Source organism: Avibacterium sp. 20-129 (assembly GCF_026226845.1).
GTDB lineage: Bacteria > Pseudomonadota > Gammaproteobacteria > Enterobacterales > Pasteurellaceae > Avibacterium.
Genome location: NZ_JAKKOE010000001.1, coordinates 419709 through 440409, shown reverse-complemented (window position 1 = coordinate 440409; position 20701 = coordinate 419709). Strand labels below are relative to the sequence as shown.

17 protein-coding genes and 2 pseudogenes are annotated in these 20701 nt (G+C 39.0%); 15 read left to right on the top strand and 4 right to left on the bottom strand.

All coding sequences use genetic code 11. The features are described from left to right. Nucleotides 1–18 precede the first annotated feature (18 nt). Both serS and prfA read left to right on the top strand, forming a co-directional pair. On the top strand, nt 19–1308 hold the full coding sequence (gene serS, locus L5B90_RS02070; RefSeq protein WP_265762015.1) for a serine--tRNA ligase: 1290 nt from the start codon (nt 19–21) through the stop codon (nt 1306–1308). A gap of 251 nt (nt 1309–1559) precedes the next feature. Further along, a complete protein-coding gene (prfA, locus tag L5B90_RS02065; RefSeq protein ID WP_250350397.1) occupies nt 1560–2642 on the top strand; it encodes a peptide chain release factor 1 in 1083 nt (360 codons plus the stop codon). A 75-nt stretch (nt 2643–2717) separates the two neighbouring features. On the opposite strand, the gene prmB is transcribed toward prfA, so the two are convergent. Together prmB and purE are read right to left on the bottom strand one after the other, a co-directional pair. Continuing rightward, on the bottom strand, nt 2718–3656 hold the full coding sequence (gene prmB, locus L5B90_RS02060; protein ID WP_265762014.1) for a 50S ribosomal protein L3 N(5)-glutamine methyltransferase: 939 nt from the start codon (nt 3654–3656) through the stop codon (nt 2718–2720). Between the two features lie 179 nt (nt 3657–3835). Then, nucleotides 3836–4333: a 5-(carboxyamino)imidazole ribonucleotide mutase gene (gene purE / locus L5B90_RS02055; RefSeq protein WP_265762013.1), complete on the bottom strand. Its 498-nt coding sequence runs from the start codon at nt 4331–4333 to the stop codon at nt 3836–3838. Nucleotides 4334–4585: 252 nt separating this feature from the next. Between purE and pepN the strand changes: the two genes are divergently transcribed. Then, nucleotides 4586–7195, top strand: a complete 2610-nt coding sequence (gene pepN, locus L5B90_RS02050) for an aminopeptidase N (protein ID WP_265762012.1) — start codon at nt 4586–4588, stop codon at nt 7193–7195. A 72-nt stretch (nt 7196–7267) separates the two neighbouring features. Next, nucleotides 7268–8284: a quinone-dependent dihydroorotate dehydrogenase gene (gene pyrD, locus L5B90_RS02045; protein WP_265762011.1), complete on the top strand. Its 1017-nt coding sequence runs from the start codon at nt 7268–7270 to the stop codon at nt 8282–8284. A gap of 258 nt (nt 8285–8542) precedes the next feature. Here pyrD and L5B90_RS02040 read toward each other — a convergent pair. Then, a pseudogene (locus L5B90_RS02040) lies at nt 8543–9195 on the bottom strand (IS1595 family transposase). Between the two features lie 232 nt (nt 9196–9427). Here L5B90_RS02040 and L5B90_RS02035 point away from each other — a divergent pair. The 8 genes and pseudogenes from L5B90_RS02035 to tyrA all read left to right on the top strand — a co-directional run bounded on the left by L5B90_RS02035 (nt 9428) and on the right by tyrA (nt 17934). Beyond that, a complete protein-coding gene (locus L5B90_RS02035) occupies nt 9428–9868 on the top strand; it encodes a DDE-type integrase/transposase/recombinase (RefSeq protein WP_265762010.1) in 441 nt (146 codons plus the stop codon). 256 nt (nt 9869–10124) lie between these two features. Next, nucleotides 10125–12149: a TIR domain-containing protein gene (locus L5B90_RS02030; RefSeq protein WP_265762009.1), complete on the top strand. Its 2025-nt coding sequence runs from the start codon at nt 10125–10127 to the stop codon at nt 12147–12149. Between the two features lie 16 nt (nt 12150–12165). After that, nucleotides 12166–12765: a TIR domain-containing protein gene (locus tag L5B90_RS02025; protein ID WP_326938238.1), complete on the top strand. Its 600-nt coding sequence runs from the start codon at nt 12166–12168 to the stop codon at nt 12763–12765. Between the two features lie 18 nt (nt 12766–12783). Further along, nucleotides 12784–13647, top strand: a complete 864-nt coding sequence (locus L5B90_RS02020) for a toll/interleukin-1 receptor domain-containing protein (protein WP_265762008.1) — start codon at nt 12784–12786, stop codon at nt 13645–13647. A gap of 90 nt (nt 13648–13737) precedes the next feature. After that, a pseudogene (locus L5B90_RS02015) lies at nt 13738–14705 on the top strand (IS30 family transposase). 73 nt (nt 14706–14778) lie between these two features. Next, nucleotides 14779–15615 (top strand): RNase RNM, encoded by an 837-nt coding sequence (gene rnm / locus L5B90_RS02010; protein ID WP_265762007.1) that lies wholly within the window; start codon nt 14779–14781, stop codon nt 15613–15615. A 104-nt stretch (nt 15616–15719) separates the two neighbouring features. Continuing rightward, on the top strand, nt 15720–16784 hold the full coding sequence (locus L5B90_RS02005; RefSeq protein ID WP_265762005.1) for a 3-deoxy-7-phosphoheptulonate synthase: 1065 nt from the start codon (nt 15720–15722) through the stop codon (nt 16782–16784). Between the two features lie 25 nt (nt 16785–16809). Further along, nucleotides 16810–17934: a bifunctional chorismate mutase/prephenate dehydrogenase gene (gene tyrA / locus L5B90_RS02000; protein WP_250364495.1), complete on the top strand. Its 1125-nt coding sequence runs from the start codon at nt 16810–16812 to the stop codon at nt 17932–17934. Between the two features lie 210 nt (nt 17935–18144). On the opposite strand, the gene rarD is transcribed toward tyrA, so the two are convergent. After that, a complete protein-coding gene (gene rarD / locus L5B90_RS01995; RefSeq protein WP_265762004.1) occupies nt 18145–19026 on the bottom strand; it encodes an EamA family transporter RarD in 882 nt (293 codons plus the stop codon). A 379-nt stretch (nt 19027–19405) separates the two neighbouring features. Between rarD and L5B90_RS01990 the strand changes: the two genes are divergently transcribed. Genes L5B90_RS01990 through L5B90_RS01980 form a run of 3 tightly spaced genes read left to right on the top strand, consistent with a single transcriptional unit; the run spans nt 19406 to nt 20597 of the window. Then, nucleotides 19406–19717: an ArsR/SmtB family transcription factor gene (locus tag L5B90_RS01990; protein WP_265762003.1), complete on the top strand. Its 312-nt coding sequence runs from the start codon at nt 19406–19408 to the stop codon at nt 19715–19717. A gap of 57 nt (nt 19718–19774) precedes the next feature. Continuing rightward, nucleotides 19775–20233 (top strand): nuclear transport factor 2 family protein, encoded by a 459-nt coding sequence (locus tag L5B90_RS01985; RefSeq protein WP_265762002.1) that lies wholly within the window; start codon nt 19775–19777, stop codon nt 20231–20233. Beyond that, entirely contained in the window at nt 20226–20597 is a 372-nt protein-coding gene (locus tag L5B90_RS01980) for a nuclear transport factor 2 family protein (protein WP_265762001.1), read from the top strand. The genes L5B90_RS01985 and L5B90_RS01980 overlap by 8 nt, the downstream gene beginning before the upstream one ends. Nucleotides 20598–20701: the final 104 nt, after the last annotated feature.

Sequence of the window (20701 nt, the reverse complement as noted above, 5' to 3'; positions counted from 1 at the left end):
TTTTCTAAAGGTAACAAAATGATCGATGCAAATTTATTACGCAATAATCTTGCCGAAGTGGCTGAAAAATTAAAACTAAGACGTGGTTTTGAGTTAGATGTTGCACGTATTACAGAATTAGAAGAACAACGCAAAGCCTTACAGGTTAAAACCGAAACCTTACAAGCGGAGCGTAATGCCCGTTCAAAAGCCATTGGAGCAGCCAAAGCTCGTGGTGAAGATATCGAGCCATTGTTGGCGGAAGTGGACAATATGGGCGTTGAATTAAGTATGGCAAAAAGCCAACTTGATGACGTGCAAGCGGATCTACAAGAAATTGCCCTCAGCATTCCTAATATTCCAGCTGATGAAGTACCACTTGGGCAGGATGAAAACGATAATGTGGAAATTGCTCGCTGGGGTGAGCCAAGAACCTTTGATTTTGAAGTGAAAGATCACGTTACCTTAGGTGAACATTTACAAGGGCTAGATTTTGCAGCGGGAGTAAAATTAAGCGGGGCGCGCTTTGTGGTGATGAAAGGACAGATCGCCAAAATGCACCGTGCGTTAGCACAATTTATGCTAGATTTACACACGGAACAACACGGTTATAGCGAAACCTATGTGCCTTATTTAGTGAATCACGCCACCCTCTATGGCACCGGGCAGTTACCAAAATTTGGTGAAGATTTATTCCACACCAACCCACTAGAAGGGGAGCAACCTTACGCCTTAATTCCAACTGCCGAAGTACCAGTAACCAATCTAGTGCGTGATGAGATTTTAGAACAAGCTCAATTACCCATTAAAATGACCGCTCATACCCCTTGCTTCCGTTCTGAAGCGGGATCTTACGGGCGTGATACACGCGGTTTGATCCGTATGCATCAATTCGACAAAGTAGAAATGGTGCAAATTGTTGAGCCTGAAAAATCAATGGAAGCCTTAGAAGAACTCACCAGCCACGCTGAAAAAGTGTTGCAGTTGTTAAATTTACCTTATCGTAAAGTCTTATTATGTACTGGTGATATGGGCTTTGGCTCAGCAAAAACCTATGATTTAGAAGTTTGGGTACCAGCCCAAAATACCTACCGCGAAATTTCTTCTTGCTCAAATATGTGGGATTTCCAAGCACGCCGTATGCAAGCACGTTATCGTGTGAAAGGGGAGAAAAAGCCACGTCTTGTTCACACCCTAAATGGTTCAGGCTTAGCTGTTGGTCGTACACTTGTTGCTGTGCTAGAAAACTACCAAAATGCTGATGGCAGCATCACTGTGCCAGAGGTGTTACGTCCATATATGGGCGGATTGGATGTGATTGGCAAATAATCTCACCCTAAAAAGACGACTTTACTAATCTGTATCTCAAACGCTGAGTTAAGCTCAAGAACTTGAGGTACAGATTTTTTATATTTAAACAAAGCCAATACTTAAATGCTCAAATTATTAAGTGCGGTGCAAAATGGGCAAATTTTTCTTTAGATATAAATACGCCGATCTTTGTTTATTGCTATAAATTTTAACCGAAATCGTGCTAGAATAGTCGCCGTTTTTTGTCAGTGGATTTTATAGGTTAACAAATGAAACCCTCTATTATCAGTAAATTAGATAGTTTAAATGAACGCCACGAAGAGTTAGAAGCCTTGCTTGGCGATGCCTCAGTAATTAGTGATCAAGAAAAATTTCGTGCTTATTCTAAAGAATATGCACAACTCGAAGATGTGGTGAAATGCTTTGCACGTTGGAAACAGTTAAACAGCAATATAGAAGAAGCAGAATTATTGCTTGATGATCCAAGTATGCGTGAAATGGCACAAGAAGAAATTGAAGAATGCCAAGCTGAAATCGAGCAAGTAGAAGCGCAATTGCAAATTTTATTACTACCAAAAGATCCGAACGATGAATACAACTGCTATTTAGAAATTCGCGCAGGAACAGGGGGCGATGAAGCTGGGATCTTTGCGGGTGATTTATTCCGTATGTATAGCCGCTATGCAGAAAGTAAACGTTGGCGTGTGGAAATGCTCAGTGCAAATGAAAGCGAACAGGGCGGTTATAAAGAAGTAATCGTAAAAATCAGTGGCGAAAACGTGTATGGTCAGCTTAAATTTGAATCTGGTGGGCATCGTGTACAACGTGTACCGAAAACTGAATCACAGGGTCGAATTCATACCTCTGCTTGTACAGTGGCAGTAATGCCAGAATTGCCAGAAAGTGAATTGCCAGAAATTAACCCAGCGGATTTACGTATTGATACTTATCGTTCATCAGGGGCTGGAGGACAGCACGTCAATACGACTGATTCAGCAGTACGAATCACCCATATTCCAACAGGTATCGTGGTGGAATGCCAAGACGAGCGTTCACAGCATAAAAACAAAGCCAAAGCAATGTCGGTGCTTGCTTCTCGTATTGTTCAAGTGGAACAAGAAAAATTAGCTGCAGAACAAGCGGATACAAGGCGTAATTTATTAGGTTCAGGAGATCGTTCCGATAAAATCCGTACCTATAACTACCCGCAAGGTCGTGTTACGGATCACCGTATTAACCTGACGATTTATCGTTTAGATGAAGTGATGAATGGCAAAATTGATGAATTGATTCAACCAATTATTACCGAATATCAAGCCGATCAGCTTGCAGCATTGTCAGATCAAGGCTAACTAGCGAAGCAAGAAAATACAAGTGCGGTGGGAAATGGCTATTTTTTCCACCGCATTTATTTTTTTAGGAAATAATTAAGCGCGATTTAATTCAACCAGTTGTTTTTTTGTTAATGCAAAAACGCCTAATCCGCCATTTTTTAGCGCTAACCACTGGAATGGTGCGTGAGGGAATTGCTCAATTAAATGGATCATACTATTTCCCACCTCACACACTAATACCCCGTCATCTGCCAGATAATCAGCGGCAGATTTTAAAATTTGTTTCGTAATCTCTAATCCATCAACGCCAGAGCCTAGTGCCATTTCTGGTTCGTGACGATATTCTTCAGGCATTTCATCAAGATCTTCTTTATCCACATAAGGTGGGTTGGTCACGATAAGATCGTATTTATCTTGAGGAAGATGAGTAAACAGATCGGATTGAATTGGGAAGACGCGATCACTGAGATTGTGGTGCATAATATTGATTTCTGCCACATCTAAGGCATCAGTGGAAAGATCAATCGCATCAACTTCTGCCTCTGGGAATTGGTTTGCGCAGGCAATTGCAATACAACCACTGCCTGTACACATATCCAAAATTCGTTGTGGGGCTTTGGTAAGCAACCCTGCAAAGCGTTCTTCAATTAAAGCGCTAATAGGGGAGCGAGGTACGATCACGCGTTCATCCACATAAAATTCTAATCCGCAAAACCACGCGCGGTTGGTTAAATAGGCAACAGGAATACGTTGCTCAATGCGTGCCAAAATCAGTTCTAACAAATTTGCTTTTTCGCTTTGTGTTAAACGGCTGTCATAAAGCTCCGTAGGTAAATCAGGCGGAAGCTGTAATGTGGTTAATACGAGTTGCTGTGCTTCGTCCCAGGCGTTGTCATAACCGTGTCCATAATATAAATCAGAGCGATTAAAGGTACTGTATGTCCAACGTAGGAAATCTTTTAGAGTGTGAAGTGAATGTGTCACGTTATCTGCAAGAATTTGTTGAATGAGTTCTTGGTTAAAGGCTGTCATCAATGTTTTCCAATTCAAAAAGAATAAATTTAAAGTGGTTAATGATACATTAATCAATGAGCTAAGTCAGCTGAAGAGAGCAAAGAAAATAGACGGCGTGACAGTAATAAAGTGCGGTGGGATTTCAGTTTGTTTTTGATTAAAAACGCGCAAAATTTTGACCGCACTTTTTTTGCATCTTAACCGCGCGGATCGGGGTTATCCAACACGGTTTGTGTTTGATTTTGACGGAATTGCTGTAAGCGTGTGGCAAGTTCAGGGTTAAAACGGGCTAAGATTTGTGCCGCTAATAACCCAGCATTCGCTGCCCCCGCCGCACCAATGGCTAATGTCCCAACAGGAATGCCTTTTGGCATTTGCACGATAGAGTAAAGACTATCCACGCCATTTAAGGTTGCACTTTTTACTGGAACGCCCAACACGGGAACAAGGGTTTTGGCGGCGATCATTCCCGGCAAATGAGCCGCACCGCCAGCCCCCGCAATAATCACTTTGTAACCATCCTTTTCGGCGTTTTCAGCAAATTGAAATAATCTATCTGGGGTACGGTGAGCTGAAACAATTTCAATATGATGAGGCACGTTAAGCTCTGTGAGAATTTGAGCGGCTTCTTGCATTGTCGCCCAATCACTTTTTGATCCCATTACAATTGCAATTTCAGCGATTTGGTTTGGCATAGTTTTTCCTATTCATAAAAAATTAACTGAACTAGGATAGCATAGCTTACGCTTTATAAGCAAACGATTGCCTTGTTTGCTTGATTGACCAAAAATTAGCAAGATAACCTGATTAAGTGAACATAGCGTGGCTTGTTTTCCTTGCAACTTTGGGCTAAAAATCTTATCCTAGCAACAATTTTTCTACCCTAATCTTAATAAAGATTTCATATTGGATAACCTTCTTAAAAACAAGCATACTAGGTGTCATATATGCAGACAAAAGCTAAATACAGAAAAGATTATCGCACGCCAGATTTTACCGTAACGGATATTTTCTTGGATTTTCAATTAGATCCAGAAAAAACTGTGGTAACAGCGAAAAGCCAATATCAGCGACTAAATTCGGCGGCAACACAATTACGTTTAGACGGGCATAGTTTTCAATTTGCAGAAATTCGTTTAAATGGTGAAGATTTTAAGAAATATCAGCAAGATAGTGAAGGGTTAAGCTTAGATCTGACGCATCTTAACGTTGAGCAATTTGAATTAGAAATTATTACCTATCTTAATCCAGCGGAAAACACTTCTTTACAGGGCTTATATCAGTCAGGAAATGCCCTTTGTACGCAATGCGAGGCTGAAGGATTTCGTCAAATTACCTATATGCTCGATCGTCCTGATGTGCTAGCGCGTTATACTACCAAAATCACTGCCGAGAAAGCAAAATACCCTTATTTATTATCTAATGGTAATCGTATTGCCAGCGGTGAGCTAGATAATGGTTTCCATTGGGTGGAATGGCAAGATCCTTTCCCTAAACCGAGCTATTTATTTGCCTTAGTGGCAGGGGATTTTGATGTTTTGCAAGATACCTTTACCACACAAAGCGGACGCGAAGTGAAACTTGAGCTTTATGTGGATCGGGGCAATTTAAACCGTGCCGATTGGGCAATGCAAAGCCTGAAAAAATCAATGAAATGGGATGAAGAGCGTTTCGGGCTAGAGTACGATTTAGATATTTATATGATCGTTGCGGTAGATTTCTTCAATATGGGGGCAATGGAAAACAAAGGCTTGAATATTTTCAATGATAAATTTGTATTGGCCAATCCACAAACCGCGACCGATGAAGATTATTTAGCCATTGAAAGCGTGATTGCTCACGAATATTTCCATAACTGGACGGGCAACCGTGTTACTTGTCGTGATTGGTTTCAGCTTAGCTTAAAAGAAGGTTTAACGGTATTTCGTGATCAAGAATTTTCCTCTGATACCGGCTCTCGGGCGGTAAATCGGATTAATAATGTGAAATTCTTGCGTACCGTGCAATTTGCTGAAGATGCAAGCCCTATGTCGCATCCAATTCGCCCAGAAAAAGTGATTGAAATGAATAATTTCTATACGGTAACCGTCTATGAAAAAGGGGCAGAAGTGATTCGTATGTTGCATACTTTGCTAGGGGAACAAGGTTTCCAAGCAGGAATGCGAGAATATATTTCACAAAATGATGGCAAAGCGGCGACTTGTGAAGATTTTGTGCAGGCAATGGAAAAAGCGAATGGCATCGATCTCAGTCAGTTCCGCCGTTGGTATAGTCAATCAGGCACGCCAGAACTCACTATTAGTGATAGCTATGATGAACGTTCGCATACCTATCGTTTGCAAGTATCACAACATACGCCAGCAACCGCCGATCAAATGGATAAAGTGAATTTACATATTCCATTGAAAATCGCCCTTTATGATGAGCAAGGAATTGCCCAATCTTTGCAATATTATGGTGAAGTCGTGAGTGATGTGTTAGATGTCACAGAACAGACGCAAACCTTTGAATTTCATAATATTTATTCACGCCCTGTGCCTGCCTTATTATGTGATTTTTCTGCGCCAGTGCGTTTAGATTATGATTACAGCACCAAACAGTTGATTACCTTATTGAAGTTTGCGAAAAATGATTTTATCCGTTGGGATGCAGCGCAAATGTTGTTTAGTAACGAGTTACGTCGTAACTTATCACAATATCAGCAAGGGCAACCACTTGAATTTTCAGAAGAAATTCTTACCGCACTAGGTCAAGTATTAGAAAACCATCAGAAAGATCCAGAATTAACCACGTTAATTCTTACCTTACCGAAAGAAACCGAATTTGCCGAGCTGTTTAAAACCATTGATCCTGAAGGCATTGCCGTAGTGCGTGAGTTTATGCTACGTACCTTAGCAGAATATTTGAAGTCAGAGTTATTCCGCATTTATCAGCATATTCATTTGGAAGATTATCGTGTGGTTCAGCAAGACATTGCCTTGCGTGCTTTGCGTAATCTCTGCCTAAATTATTTGGCATATACCCATTTAGGCAATAATTTGGTGTATAAGCACTATGTGAATGCAAATAATATGACAGATTGTTTGGCGGCGTTATCAGTAGCAACGAAAGCACAGCTACCTTGCCGTGATGAGTTATTGGCTGATTTTGAACAAAAATGGCAGCACGATGGCTTAGTGATGGATAAATGGTTTGCCTTGCAAGCAACACGACCTGATACTGATGTGCTACAAATTGTGGTGCAACTAATGGATCATCCAAGTTTTAACTTTAATAATCCAAATCGTGTGCGTGCTTTAGTGGGCAGTTTTGCAGGACAAAATCCACGTGCTTTCCATGCTGCAGATGGGGCAGGTTATCGTTTCTTAACGGATATTTTAATTCGTTTAAACGACACCAATCCACAAGTTGCCTCAAGATTAATTGAGCCATTGATTCGCTTTAAACGTTATGATGCACAGCGTCAAACCTTGATGAAACGCGCCTTAGAACGCTTGAGCGAAGTGGAAAACCTCTCTAAGGATTTATTTGAAAAAATCGAAAAAGCCTTACAATAATCCAACCAAAGTGCGGTTAAAATGACCGCACTTTTTTGCAGTTTAACTATCCAGTGAGATAAACGAGTGAATATGTATCCTTTAATCCGAAAAGCACTTTTCAGCCTTGATGCTGAAAATGCCCACAATTTAACGATCCAGCTATTAAAACTTGCTGGTAAACCTGCCTTATATCCGCTGGTTAAAGCGTTGTTCGTTTGCCCACAAGGTAATGAAAAAACGGTTATGGGGATTAAATTTAAAAATCCTATTGGGCTAGCCGCTGGCGCAGATAAAAATGCTGAAGCCATTGATGGCTTTGGCGCATTGGGATTTGGTTTTATTGAAGTCGGCACTGTTACCCCTTTAGGGCAAGAGGGCAATCCTAAACCTCGTCAATTTCGCTTAATTGAGGAAGAGGGCATTATTAATCGTAACGGCTTTAATAATCAGGGCATTGATGAGGTGATTGAAAATGTCAAGAAAGCACGCTTTGATGGCGTGATCGGGATTAATATTGGCAAAAATAAACGCACTCCCATTGAACGCGGTAAAGAAGATTATCTTTATTGTTTGAATAAAGCCTATAATTATGCCGACTATATTACGGTGAATATTTCCTCGCCCAACACGCCAGATTTACGCCAGTTACAATATGGTGAAGCGTTAGACGATTTATTGCAAAGCATTAAAGCCCGTCAGCATATTTTGGCAAACCAATATAATAAATATGTACCAATTGCGGTAAAAATTGCACCAGATTTAACCGAATCTGAATTGGTACAAATTGCAGACGCGTTACGACGTCACAAGATTGATGGGGTTATTGCAACGAACACCACCATTGCTCGCGACAGCGTGCAAGGTTCAAAAAATGCCAATGAAATTGGTGGGTTAAGTGGAAAGCCATTACAGCAAAAAAGTACCCAAATCATCGTTCGTTTATATCAAGAATTAAAAGATGATATTCCGATTATCGGCAGTGGTGGCATAAACAGTATTGCTAGCGCACAAGAAAAAATGGCGGCAGGTGCACAATTATTGCAGGTGTATTCAGGCTTGATTTATCAGGGCCCTACGTTAATTAAGGAATTGGTTAAGGTGCTCTAACCTTGAAAAAACAGAAATCATCACTGTATTAGTAACATTATATGAGGCATGTGATCCGCCTAAAAGTATGAGTCATATATAGCGATCTTGGTTGTAAGCAATCGTATTTATAGCTAATTTAAAAGCACACTGGATTTTATTAGTAAGTAGGAGATATATAGTAGCGTAAACATGTAGATTGGGAAATGGGGTACAGTCTAAATTAGACTAATCTGAATGTATGTTCAGGATCAATAGATATAGGGCTGTCCTAGATGACTAGGTTAAATTCCCTTTAACTAATTGTTTTAAAATAGAAATTTGAGATTTTAAGTTATTGTTATTAAAACGCCATTCGCATTCCTTCAAATAAAGCTCAAAATGCGCTTTAGGAATACCGTTAAACTTGCGTAAATGGCGTTTCGCTTGATTCCAAAAGTTCTCAATTCCGTTAATGTGATTTTGTTTTTCTGCAAAGTGTGTACTGTGATTGATGCGAAAATGGTTAAATTCACTCACGTCAAGTACATCATAACTTCGGTAGAAATCAGTGTAAACAATACTATCAGGCTTTACTTGCTCGCGAATGATTGGCAACAATGTCGCAGATTGGGTATATTTGGCACCGCGATGGTGTAAACCTTACCATGGCGCTTTAAAAGCCCAAATACAGCCGTTTTACCTGCTGCACCTCGCCCTCGTTTGCCTTTGCGAATGCCTCCGAAATAGCTTTCATCGGCTTCAATTTCGCCATCGAACATTTCCAAATGGGAGCTGTTTTGATAGATAAATAATCGTAAGCGATAAAAGTAATACGCGACCGTCGTTTTGTTTACATTTACTCGCTCAGCAGCTGTTCTTGCAGTAACACCTGCGACAAACAGCTCAATGAGTTTATTTTGTTTATGCTGACTTAAGTGACTTTTTCTCATTTAGTCATTTTAACCTAAATAGAGTTTTTAGTCGTTATCTAGGACAGCCCCTAGATATTTTATTGCTAAACTATGCTGTTCATTATCAAAATTCATTATTGAATTGTCTGCATGAACGGGGCAAAAATGGACATTGCTATATTCCGTGCAACATTCCATCCATTTATACGATCATGTTCAAAGGGGTTATGCAAACAAGAAGCGTTATACTTATCCGCTCACAGAGGAACAAATGATGCCATTTAATAGCCTATTAAACCGCAAATTTAGCCCAGATTCCCAGACCTCCATCTTGTGTGGTGATACCACTTATCTGAAGGTTAATGGCGAATGGCATTATCTTACAGTTGTGCTGAATTTAGCCCAACGTCAAGTCGTAGATTGGCGATTGCAAAGAAAGCATAATGCGGAGTTAGTCGTTGAGGCATTAAATCATGCGATGCTGACGACAGTAAGGACAAAGGAGATGATATTTCATTCAGACCAAGGAAGTGTTTATCGGAGTTATCCCTTTACGCAATGTGTGAAACGTCATGGATTAATCCAGAGTATGAGTCGTGGCAATTGTTGGGATAATGCACCGATGGAGCGTTGGTTTAGAAGTTTCAAATACGAATGGATGTTAAAAAAAAGGGGGGGATGCGTCATTGTCGGCTGCAAAGGAGGATATTAAGAATGATGTATTTTATTATAATACCGTTCGTCCTCATGCTTACAATCAAGGATTACCACCCACTTTAGCAAAACAACCTATCAGGGACTGTTAAATTAGTGGATCACTACAGAATTAAAAAATAGGTTCATGAAGTTTTCAAAGAAAAGTTTCCGAAGAATATTTATAATAATCGTGATTATTTTATTAATAATTGCACTAGCTCTCATTGATAAGCATTGATTGAAATTAGTGCTCAATATAAGGATAGATTTAAATGGTTACTCCTATTACTCCTCCTCTCGCAGTTCATTTTGTTTGGCATCCTGATGATAACGATAACATTCGTTCCATAATAATGGATTTCCGCCGATATTTGACAAGAGATATTGAACGTCCTTTTTCTAGAGAATTGAATATCCCAACATTTTTATATAGTTCAAAAAGCTTTAAATGCCTTCCTTCTAAGCCCGAAAAGCTTGCTAATAAAGATGTGATTTTTCTTTTTATAAGTTGTAATACTTTAATGGATTCTAATTGGGAGACCTATATAAATGAACTACCAGAAGACGACGACTATCATGTCATACCGATAGCAATTGAACAAGCAGGAATAAACCATACTTCATCGGGCCGTCTGAAAAACTACAATTGTATTAGAGCATTTGATTGGCCTGAGGAATTTAAAAAAGAATATGCCATCTTATTTCTCTCACATGAAATATATCGATTTGGCTTAAAAAATGCACAACCAGGCAGTCTTGGTATTTATCATTCTATTCGTTTATTTTTAAGCCATGCCAAAAAAGGTGATATAGGATTGAATCATGCGGAATCAATTAAACATTTTTTAGATAATTCAAATATGCAAAGATTTTTTGATGCAAATCAAATATCTCCTGGGTTTAAATTTGATCAAGAAATTGAAGGGCATATTAAAAATTCTACAATTATTGCTATTGCAAGTGATCATTACTCTTCTAGGTACTGGTGCCAGAGAGAAATTCTAAGTGCAAAAAAGGAAAGACGACCTATCATTCTTGTGAATAGTTTAGAAGAATATGAGGATAGAGTTTTTCCTGCAGCTTCAAATATTCCATGTGTGCATGTGACAGTAGAGCCTTTAAGAGAAATAGATATTTTAAAAATACTTATAGCAGCTTTATTGGAAACTATACGTTTTGAACATGCCCATAAATTATTACGTTACTATCAAGAACAGGGGTGGATAGATAGCTCCGCAGAGATCTTTGCTAGGCCACCGGAAATTCAGCAATTAATTGATAGTTTAAAGAAAAAGGAACGTTTGGCGGTTTGTTATCCTGAACCTCCTTTATATAAAGAAGAAATGGAATGGGTAAATCATTTTAATATTACTGTTTCTACCCCTTTATGGACATCGGCATATGAAAGAGATGATGATAAAAAATTCCGCATCGGACTATCTATTTCAGATTATCTTCCTGATGGTTATGAGAGCCAGCACCAAGATCTAGATGAACTTAAACGATTCTCTCAATCATTAGCGCGCCATTTATTAGCAAATAAACATACTCTTATTTATGGTGGTGATTTACGAGATGATGGGTTTACTCAATTTATTCTTGATGAAGCTGCAGTATTAAGAGATCGTTTACAAGTAGAAAAGTTATTTGTAGAAAATTATTTATCTTGGCCATTATATACAAAAAAGGAAAATATGAAATGGTATGCTAGTTATAAAACGGTTATAAATCCAATATCTGTAAATATTCCTAATGATATTGCAGGGATAATTAATGATTCAAACCTGTTTCTTGAGCCAAATTGTCCTGAAAATAAATATATTTGGTCTAGATGCCTTACTACAATGAGAGAGGAGTCAATTTTGTCTTCCGATGTACGAATTTTCGCAGGAGGGAAGTTTGAAAATTATTTAGGAAAAATGCCGGGGGTTTTAGAAGAGTTTTTGATTTCTTTAAGAAAAGAAAAACCTATTTTTTTAATCGGAGGATTAGGAGGGCTTACGAGTAAATTATGTAATTCAATTAAAAATAAGAGTATTGTAGAGGAGTTTACAGAAGAATGGCAAATTTCTCATAATACTTCTTATATAGAGCTGCAAAATATAGCAGTTCAAAATAATCATGGTGCTAATTATGAAGAGATTAAATTTGCAATTGAAAATATATCGATTGAAGTGCTTGCTCAACGAGTAGGATTATTAAGAGAAGATTATGAAAAGTTAATGATAACGCCCTTTATTGATGAGTGTGTTCATTTAATTATTAAAGGTATTAAAAATTTATCAAAAAGAGGCTGAATTATGATGGCTATACATAGAGTATTTATTAGTTAATCATCATGACAAAGATCAATGGGCTAAAGAATATTTACTTAAGCTTAATAATGAAAAAAATATCTTTATTGATGGCTCCATTGATATAGGAGATATTGATGAAACACTACCAGATAAAATAATTCGTGAAAAAATCCGAGATGAATATTTAAAAGATACTACTGTAACAATATTACTTGTTGGTGTTGAAACGAAAAATAGAAAGCATATTGATTGGGAGCTATATTCTAGCATGTATGATGGCAAGAAAAATAAAAAATCTGGTATTCTTATTATTCAATTACCTTCAATTAATCCTAAATATATTACAGCAGCTCACGGTGCAGAAGAAAAGAAACATATTTACCCCTCAATTCAAAACTGGATTTCTATTGATTCTAGAGAGGAATTCGAAAAACGATATCCTTATTTACCTGATAGAATCATAGATAACCTACTTAAAATGGAATCTAAAATATCAGTAGTAAAATGGAGTGAACTTACAGTCGATAGCTTAAGATTATTGATAGAGTTCACATTTAATGATAGAGAAAATTGCAAGTATGATATGAGCAGACCTATGAGAAAGAGTAATTCTTAAATTAGAGGAGATTGTATAATGGATAAATTAACATATATATTTAAAGGAAATTATTTTAATAGGAATAATGATAGGGATTTTATTTGTAGTATTGTGGGTGAATTTGATGAAAACCAAGTAACAGGGATTGGTGTAAAAGTAAATAATAACCCTTGGGGATTAGAGGTGTTTATATTCGTAACAATAGATACAGCTTATCTAAATAAGAACGAGTTTAATGATTGGTTGAAAAATAATCACGATGAGAGGGATGTTACCCATAACATATTTTTAGGTGAGATATCCATGAGTGGAAATATATTGACATTTGTTGATGAGTTTTCCTTATTCTTCTTTGATAATCTTTTTATTTTTCCCGAGAAAGTCGCTAGTTTTTTTTATGAATGTAACGATCTTTTAATGTCATCATCTAACTTGCGTTCTTGTTTTGAAAAAAAGTATCCTCAATATAAAACTACTAAGTATCAAACTCCTGCTGTTTTTATTAGTCATTCATCTTTTGATAAAACTTCAATTGCTTTGCCTTTAAGTGATTATTTATGTACTAAAGAAATACCTATCTGGTTAGATCGCAATGAAATTAACTTAGATGATAAGCATAATGATCAGCAATTATATGAAAAAATTTATAATGGCATCTCTCTGTGTAAGTTTGGCATTTTTATAGTAACTTCAAACTTTCTAGAAAAGAGTGACTGGGTAAAAAAGGAGATATCTATATGTCAAAAGCAGAATAAAAACATGCTATTCTTAACCTTTAATGATACTTCTTTGAAAAATAAATTAGAAAAACTAAAAGAGGAGTTTTACCTAAATGAAGCATCTTTTATTTCGATAAGTAATGATAATTATGATCCAGTAATAGAAATCCTTAAAGGCTGAATTTAAAATCGAACTGCAGCAAATAAAAAAGTGTTCATAAGGAAATCGACGATAATTTGTTTAGCACAACAAAATCACTGATGAGAACTTATGAACACCTACAAACATCTTACACTTTATGAGCGTGAAAAGATAATGGTTTTTCACGCATTAGGCAAAACAATCACCCAGATTGCTCAGCGATTACAACGACATAAATCGACCATTTCACGAGAATTGAGGCGCTGTCAGGGCGAATATGCGGCATTATCGGCTCAAGAACACTATCAACAACAACGGGTAGAATGTAAACCCAAGCGAAAGTTAGCCGACCCGAAATTGTTTGATTTTGTTAAGCGAAAGTTCTTACAAGAGAATTGGTCGCCAGAGCAGATTGCCTCTCGTTTGAAATACGAACAAAGCGTGCCTTCTATTAGCTTTGTCAGTATTTACCGAGGGATTTATGCAGGGTGGTTTGATGAGAAAGGGTTATTGCACGGGGCAAGAGGGGCTATTCGGAAATTCCGTCATCGTGGAAAAAGGCGGCATACCAATGACTATGTAGAAAAACGCGGAAAAATCCCTATTAGTCATCATTTAACCGAACGACCAAGCGAAGCCGTTTAGGCGATTGGGAAGCTGATACGGTGTTGGGCGCAGCAGGCAAAGCCTGTTTATTGACCTTGACGGATAGAAAAAGCCGTTTTTCCCTCGTCAGAAAATTGCCCGCAAAGCGAGCAGAAAGCGTTACTAAGGTAATGAGTGAAGCCTTGCACAATCAGCCTTTAGAGCGCATTACCCCAGATAGAGGGAAGGAGTTTGCAAAACATCAGCAGGTAACGGAACGACTTCAGGTTGAATTTTACTTTCCATTACCCCACCAACCTTGGCAAAGAGGAACAAATGAAAACACGAACGGTTTACTGAGGGAGTATTTTCCGAAAGGTCGAGACATTACACCCTTTTCGGAAGTACAAATACAAGCCGTGGTCGATAAATTAAATCACCGACCACGCAAATGTTTAAACTGGAAAACGCCTTATGAAGTTTATTTTGATAAAGTGTTACAGTTAGTTTGACAATTTACGTCTTTTTAACTTAAAGCGGAAAAATTACAAAAAAAGTACCGCACTTTTTTATTTAGGAACAACAATGCAAAAGATTTACGATTTACATTGTCATAGCACGGCATCCGATGGGGTATTAAGCCCTAAAGAGGTCGTACAACGTGCTTATGACAATCAGGTTTCCGTATTGGCATTAACTGATCACGATAGCGTTGCAGGTTTAACGGAGGCACAAGAACAGGCTGATTTATTAGGTATTACGCTGATTAATGGGGTGGAAATTTCGACGCAATGGGAAAATCGCGCTATTCATATTGTGGGATTGGATTTTGATAAAAATCACGAAAAAATGACCGCACTTTTGCAACAGCAAGCAGAAAAACGCTTAGCAAGAGCAATGGAAATTGGCGAGAAATTAGCAAAATTAGGAATAGAAAATGCTTTTGAAGGGGCAAAGCGCTTCACTCAAGGCGAAGTAACCCGCGCGCATTATGCTCGCTATTTAGTGGAAATTGGTAAGGTTTCTCATATTAATCAGGCTTTCAAACGCTATCTTGGGCAAGGCAAATCTGCTTATGTCAAAGCGGAATGGGTGGATATTCCTAGTGCGATTGAAATTATTCACCAAGCGGGCGGAATGGCGGTGTTGGCGCATCCTCTGCGTTATACTTTAACCACCAAATGGCTCAAAAAACTGATTACAGATTTTGCCCAAAGCGGCGGTGATGCAATTGAGGTTTCGGGTTGTGGGCAAACGAAAGATCAACGATTATTGCTGGCGCGTTGGGCGCTTGAACAAGGTTTACTTGGTTCTGTTGGGTCAGATTTCCATTTTCCTTGTGGCTGGATTGAATTAGGACGATCTCTTGAATTGCCGGAAAACGTGCCACCTATTTGGCAAAAATTTCGCACCATTTTGTAAATTTCGTGTAAAACAAGTTGAATTTCTCTTAGTTTAAGTGTAATTTATGCGTTACATATGTTGTATATAAAAATTTACACCCTGAGAGTGAGTAGGAAAGAAAAATGAACCACGTAAATCACAAAGATAGCATTCATAATGTGAATATTGTTAATGAAAAAGTGCTAATTACACCACACGAACTGAAAGAAAAATTGCCATTACCACAACATTTATCTCATCAAATTGAGCAATCGCGGGCGGATATTGCGAATATTATTCATAAAAAAGATAATCGTTTATTAGTGGTGATCGGACCCTGTTCCATTCACGATCCCATTTCTGCCTTGGATTATGCAAAACGATTGAAAGCCTTGTCAGATGAATTAAAAAATCAGCTTTACATTGTGATGCGTGTGTATTTTGAAAAACCACGTACGACTGTCGGCTGGAAAGGATTAATCAATGATCCGAAAATTGACGGTAGTTTTGATGTGGAACACGGATTGCATATTGCACGCCAATTATTGTTAGAGCTGGCAGAAATGGGCTTACCGCTTGCTACTGAAGCCCTTGATCCTATCACACCACAATATATGGCGGATTTATTTAGCTGGTCGGCTATTGGGGCAAGAACCACAGAATCACAAACACACCGTGAATTGGCATCAGGCTTGTCAATGGCGGTAGGTTTCAAAAATGGCACAGATGGTAGCATTGCAACAGCTATTAATGCAATGAATGCTTCGGCAATGGGGCATAGTTTTATTGGAATCAACCAACAAGGGCAGGTAAATTTGCTCAACACGGCAGGCAATCCAAACGGACATATTATTCTGCGTGGCGGTAAAGTGCCAAATTATCAAGCCGAATTTATTCAACAAGCCGAACAAGAATTGCAAAAAGCTGGCTTAGCACCGGCAATTATGGTGGATTGTAGTCACGGTAATTCCAATAAAGATTATCGTCGTCAGCCAATTGTGGCGCAAGACGTTACGCAGCAAATTGTCAATGGCAACCAATCAATTATAGGCGTGATGCTAGAAAGCCATATCAATGCAGGTAATCAAAGTGCGGAACAGCCGATAAGTGAAATGCAATACGGCGTATCCATTACCGATGCTTGTATTGATTGGGAAACGAGTGAAAAATTATTACGCCAAATGGCACAAGACTTGAGCGAGAAATAACCAAACTGTAAATAAGGACAACAATGTGGACGCCCTAAAAGCACTGCGTACAGAAATTGATACACTAGATCAAGAATTATTGCAATTATTCGCGAAACGGTTGGCATTGGTAAAAAAAGTGGGAGAAATAAAACATCAACAAGGTTTACCTATTTATGTACCAAATCGTGAAGCAGAAATGTTGCAAGCAAGACGACAAGAAGCAGAAAAACTTGGTGTACCGCCTGATTTAATCGAAGATGTACTACGTCGTTTAATGCGAGAATCTTACACCAGAGAAAATCAATTTGGTTTTAAAACCGTTAATCCAAACATTAAAAAAATTGTTATTGTTGGCGGAAACGGAAAGCTAGGCGGATTATTCGGGCGTTATCTACAGCTTTCTGGCTATCAAGTTGAAAATTTAGGGCGAAATGATTGGTGCCAAGCAGATGAGATTCTATCGGGTGCAGATGTAGTCATTGTCTCTGTACCCATCGTAAACACAGTAGAAACCATCGAACGCCTTGCCCCTTATTTAACCGAAAATATGCTACTCACCGATCTCACATCGGTGAAAAAAGCCCCGCTAGCTAAAATGCTAGAAGTGCATAAGGGGGCAGTAGTGGGCTTGCACCCAATGTTCGGGCCAGATATTGCAAGTATGGCAAAACAAGTTGTTGTGCGTTGTGATGGGCGTTATCCTGAGCGCTATCAATGGCTGTTAGATCAAATCAGCATTTGGGGCGCGAAGATTTATCAAGTGGATGCGGCAGAACACGATCAAAGTATGACTTATATTCAAGCTTTACGCCATTTTGCTACCTTCGCCAATGGGCTACATTTATCCAAACAACCCGTGGAATTAGCTAAATTATTAGCATTATCTTCCCCCATTTACCGCTTAGAATTAGCCATGATTGGGCGTCTATTCGCTCAAGATGGGGCATTATATGCCGATATTATTATGGATAAACCCGAAAACCTTGAAGTGATCGAAAGCCTAAAACAAAGTTATGAAGAAAGCCTCACTTTTTTTGAAAACGGCGATAAACAAGGTTTTATCAACGCATTTGAAAAAGTGCGTGATTGGTTTGGCGATTATTCAGAACAATTTCTTAAAGAAAGTCGTCAATTATTACAACAAGCGAATGACTATCGACATCAGTAAATTACAGATTTACATCGCATTATCGGCTTTCAACATTGACTTCTAATGAGCAGACGTTCTCTGCTCATTCTCATATTTAATCATCTTGCCAAATATTGTGGAATTTTCGGAACACGTGAGATCATAAGTGCGGTGTAAAATAAGGCCATTTTTTATTTTTAACCTGAGTGGTTAAGAAAAAACCAACTCCAACACTCAGGTCAAAAAGTTTTATCTTTTAACCATTTTTCTCCGATTCTTCCTCACCCCCTCAACACTCACCAAGAAAATCGCAAGCCATATTAGGGCAAAAGCGGCAAGTTTGGCACCGCCGACAGGTTCGTGATAGACAAAGACGGCAAGCATCAGCACAAGCGAGGGTGTGAGGTATTGCAGCATGGCAAGGGTGTTGAGCGGCAGGCGTAAGGCGGCAAGGTTAAAGGTGATGAGCGGCACCAAGGTCAGTACACCGCACAAAAAGAGCAAAAAGCCCGTTAAATCAAAAGCAAAATGGGTCGGATAATAGGCAAGATAGCCCAAGGCAAAGGGCAGCATCAGCGTGGTTTCCACCAGTAATCCTGCCATCGCCCCGACAGCGGCTTTTTTACGCAAAGTGGCGTAAAGTGCGGTAAAAACCGCCAAACAAACGGCAATCCACGGCAAGTTGCCTGCCAAAAAGATTTCTAGGGCAACGGCGAGAATAACCAGCACAAAGGCGGTTTTGCCCACAGGGCTTAAGCGTTCGCCAAACAGCCAAAAGCCCAGCACCATCTGCACAATGGGAGCGATGAAGTTGCCAAGGGCGGCATCGGCCATTCTGTCTGTAATGATGGCATAAATATAAATGCCCCAAGCAAGGGCAATGGTGCTGCCGCTCATCAAAAGCAGTAGCAGGCTGCGTTTGCTGCCGATAACGGTTTTGACGCTCTGCCACTGCCTGTTTAGGCTGATAAAAACAAGCAGCAGCAATAAAGAAAAGAGAATGCGAAAGACGATGATTTCTGCCGCCCCAACGCCTTGCAGCAGTTTAAAGACAAGCGGGGTTAAGCCCCAAATCAGCATGGTGATGAGGGCGTAGATTAGCCCTGCTTTTTGTTCGTTTAAAGGGTTCATTTTTTATCCTTGTGTTTTTATAAATTTATGGATGATTTTAGCATACTAGTGCTTTACTGATTAGCCCTGATTTTGGATAGGGTTTATCGAAATTTTGCGGTAATGGATTTGTTTTTATGGCAAAAGTCAAAGAATCAGGCTGCCTGAAAACGTCAAAATAGCGTTTTAAACCGCTCGATGCTTTGGCAAGTCTTAAAATCAGCAGAAAATAGCAGCCGTGCTGATTTTACCCAAGTTTTTCATCGTGATGATGGTGCCGATTATCTAAAAAGGCTTGACCGTGCTGATGAATTAAGGTACAATGCGTCTAAGTTTTTAAACCTATAAACAGAATATTATAGTCGCTTAAATTTAAACGAAAAAGTTGCCCATCTGCCCTATGTCAGCCCAAACCAAAGCCATCTTAAAACAATGTATCCCCACTTTTTCCATTTTGGCGGACGAAAACCGCCACGAGATTTTGGATTTATTGATTATTCACGGCAAATTAAATGTGAATGAGCTTACCGAAAAAATCCATTTATCCCGTCCTGCGGTGTCGCACCATTTAAAGCTTATGCTTCAGGCGGGGCTGGTGCAGGTTACGCAAGTGGGCAAGGAGCGTTATTATTTTGCGACTTTGGAGGATTCTGCCCTTTTGTTAAAAGCACTGGTTGAGTCATTGCAAGCGCATTGTGGCTGGAGCGGATAGCTTACAGATAGGATAAAGTTTTTAGACTTCCCAAAAGACTTTTTATAAGGAAAAATCATGAACCCTTTATTACAGCAATTATTAGACCGCCAAGCACTGCGTGATGTCGTTGATACCTTCTCTAATTTAGCGGACGAATGGCGGATTCACGAACAGGTTGTGCAACTCTTTACCCCTGATGCGGTGGTCAATACGCACATCAATGGTCAATTGGTGTATGAAATGCAGGGACACGAAGAGATTGAGCGGGTTTTTACCGATTTTACCAAGCAGTTTGACACCATGTATCACTCAAACGGTCAGCATACGGTAACTTTTCATAGCAAAACTCATGCAAGTGCCGTCTTGTATTGCATGGTGAAATTGGCAAATGCTACTGAAATTCAAACCCATTCGGTGCGTTATCTTGATGACTTTATTAAACAAGATGATAAGTGGCTGATTCAAAAACGTGTGGCTCATTTTATGATAAGTGAAACACAAAGCAAATTAGCTTCAAAAAGCCCAAATGAATAATATGGCAATGACAGAACAAAGCCTGATTGAGCAAGTTTTTGATGACTATATGCAGGCGGTTATTAAGTCCGATATTGACACTCTTTACCGATTAACCGAAAGCGATTTTACGCTGACGCACGTTACAGGCACTGTGCAATCATTGGCGGATTATGTGCAATTCATTCAAGAAGGCACTTTTCATTATTACTCCTATCATAAGCAATTGAGTGAAATTACGGTCGATGGACAACATGCCAAGATGTATGTGCGTGGCGAAACAGATGCCAGCATTTATGGCATAAGAAAAGTGTGGAAAATCGGTCAAACGCTATCCTTAATCCATAATGGACAAGCGTGGAAAATCAGCAAAATTGTGGTGTAGCACTTTTCAGGCAGCCTAAAACGGCGTGAAGTCTTAAGGCTGTTTTATTTTTAACCTTATGGGTTTATATTCTTAAACCTATAAACTCTCTTACAAGGAAATCC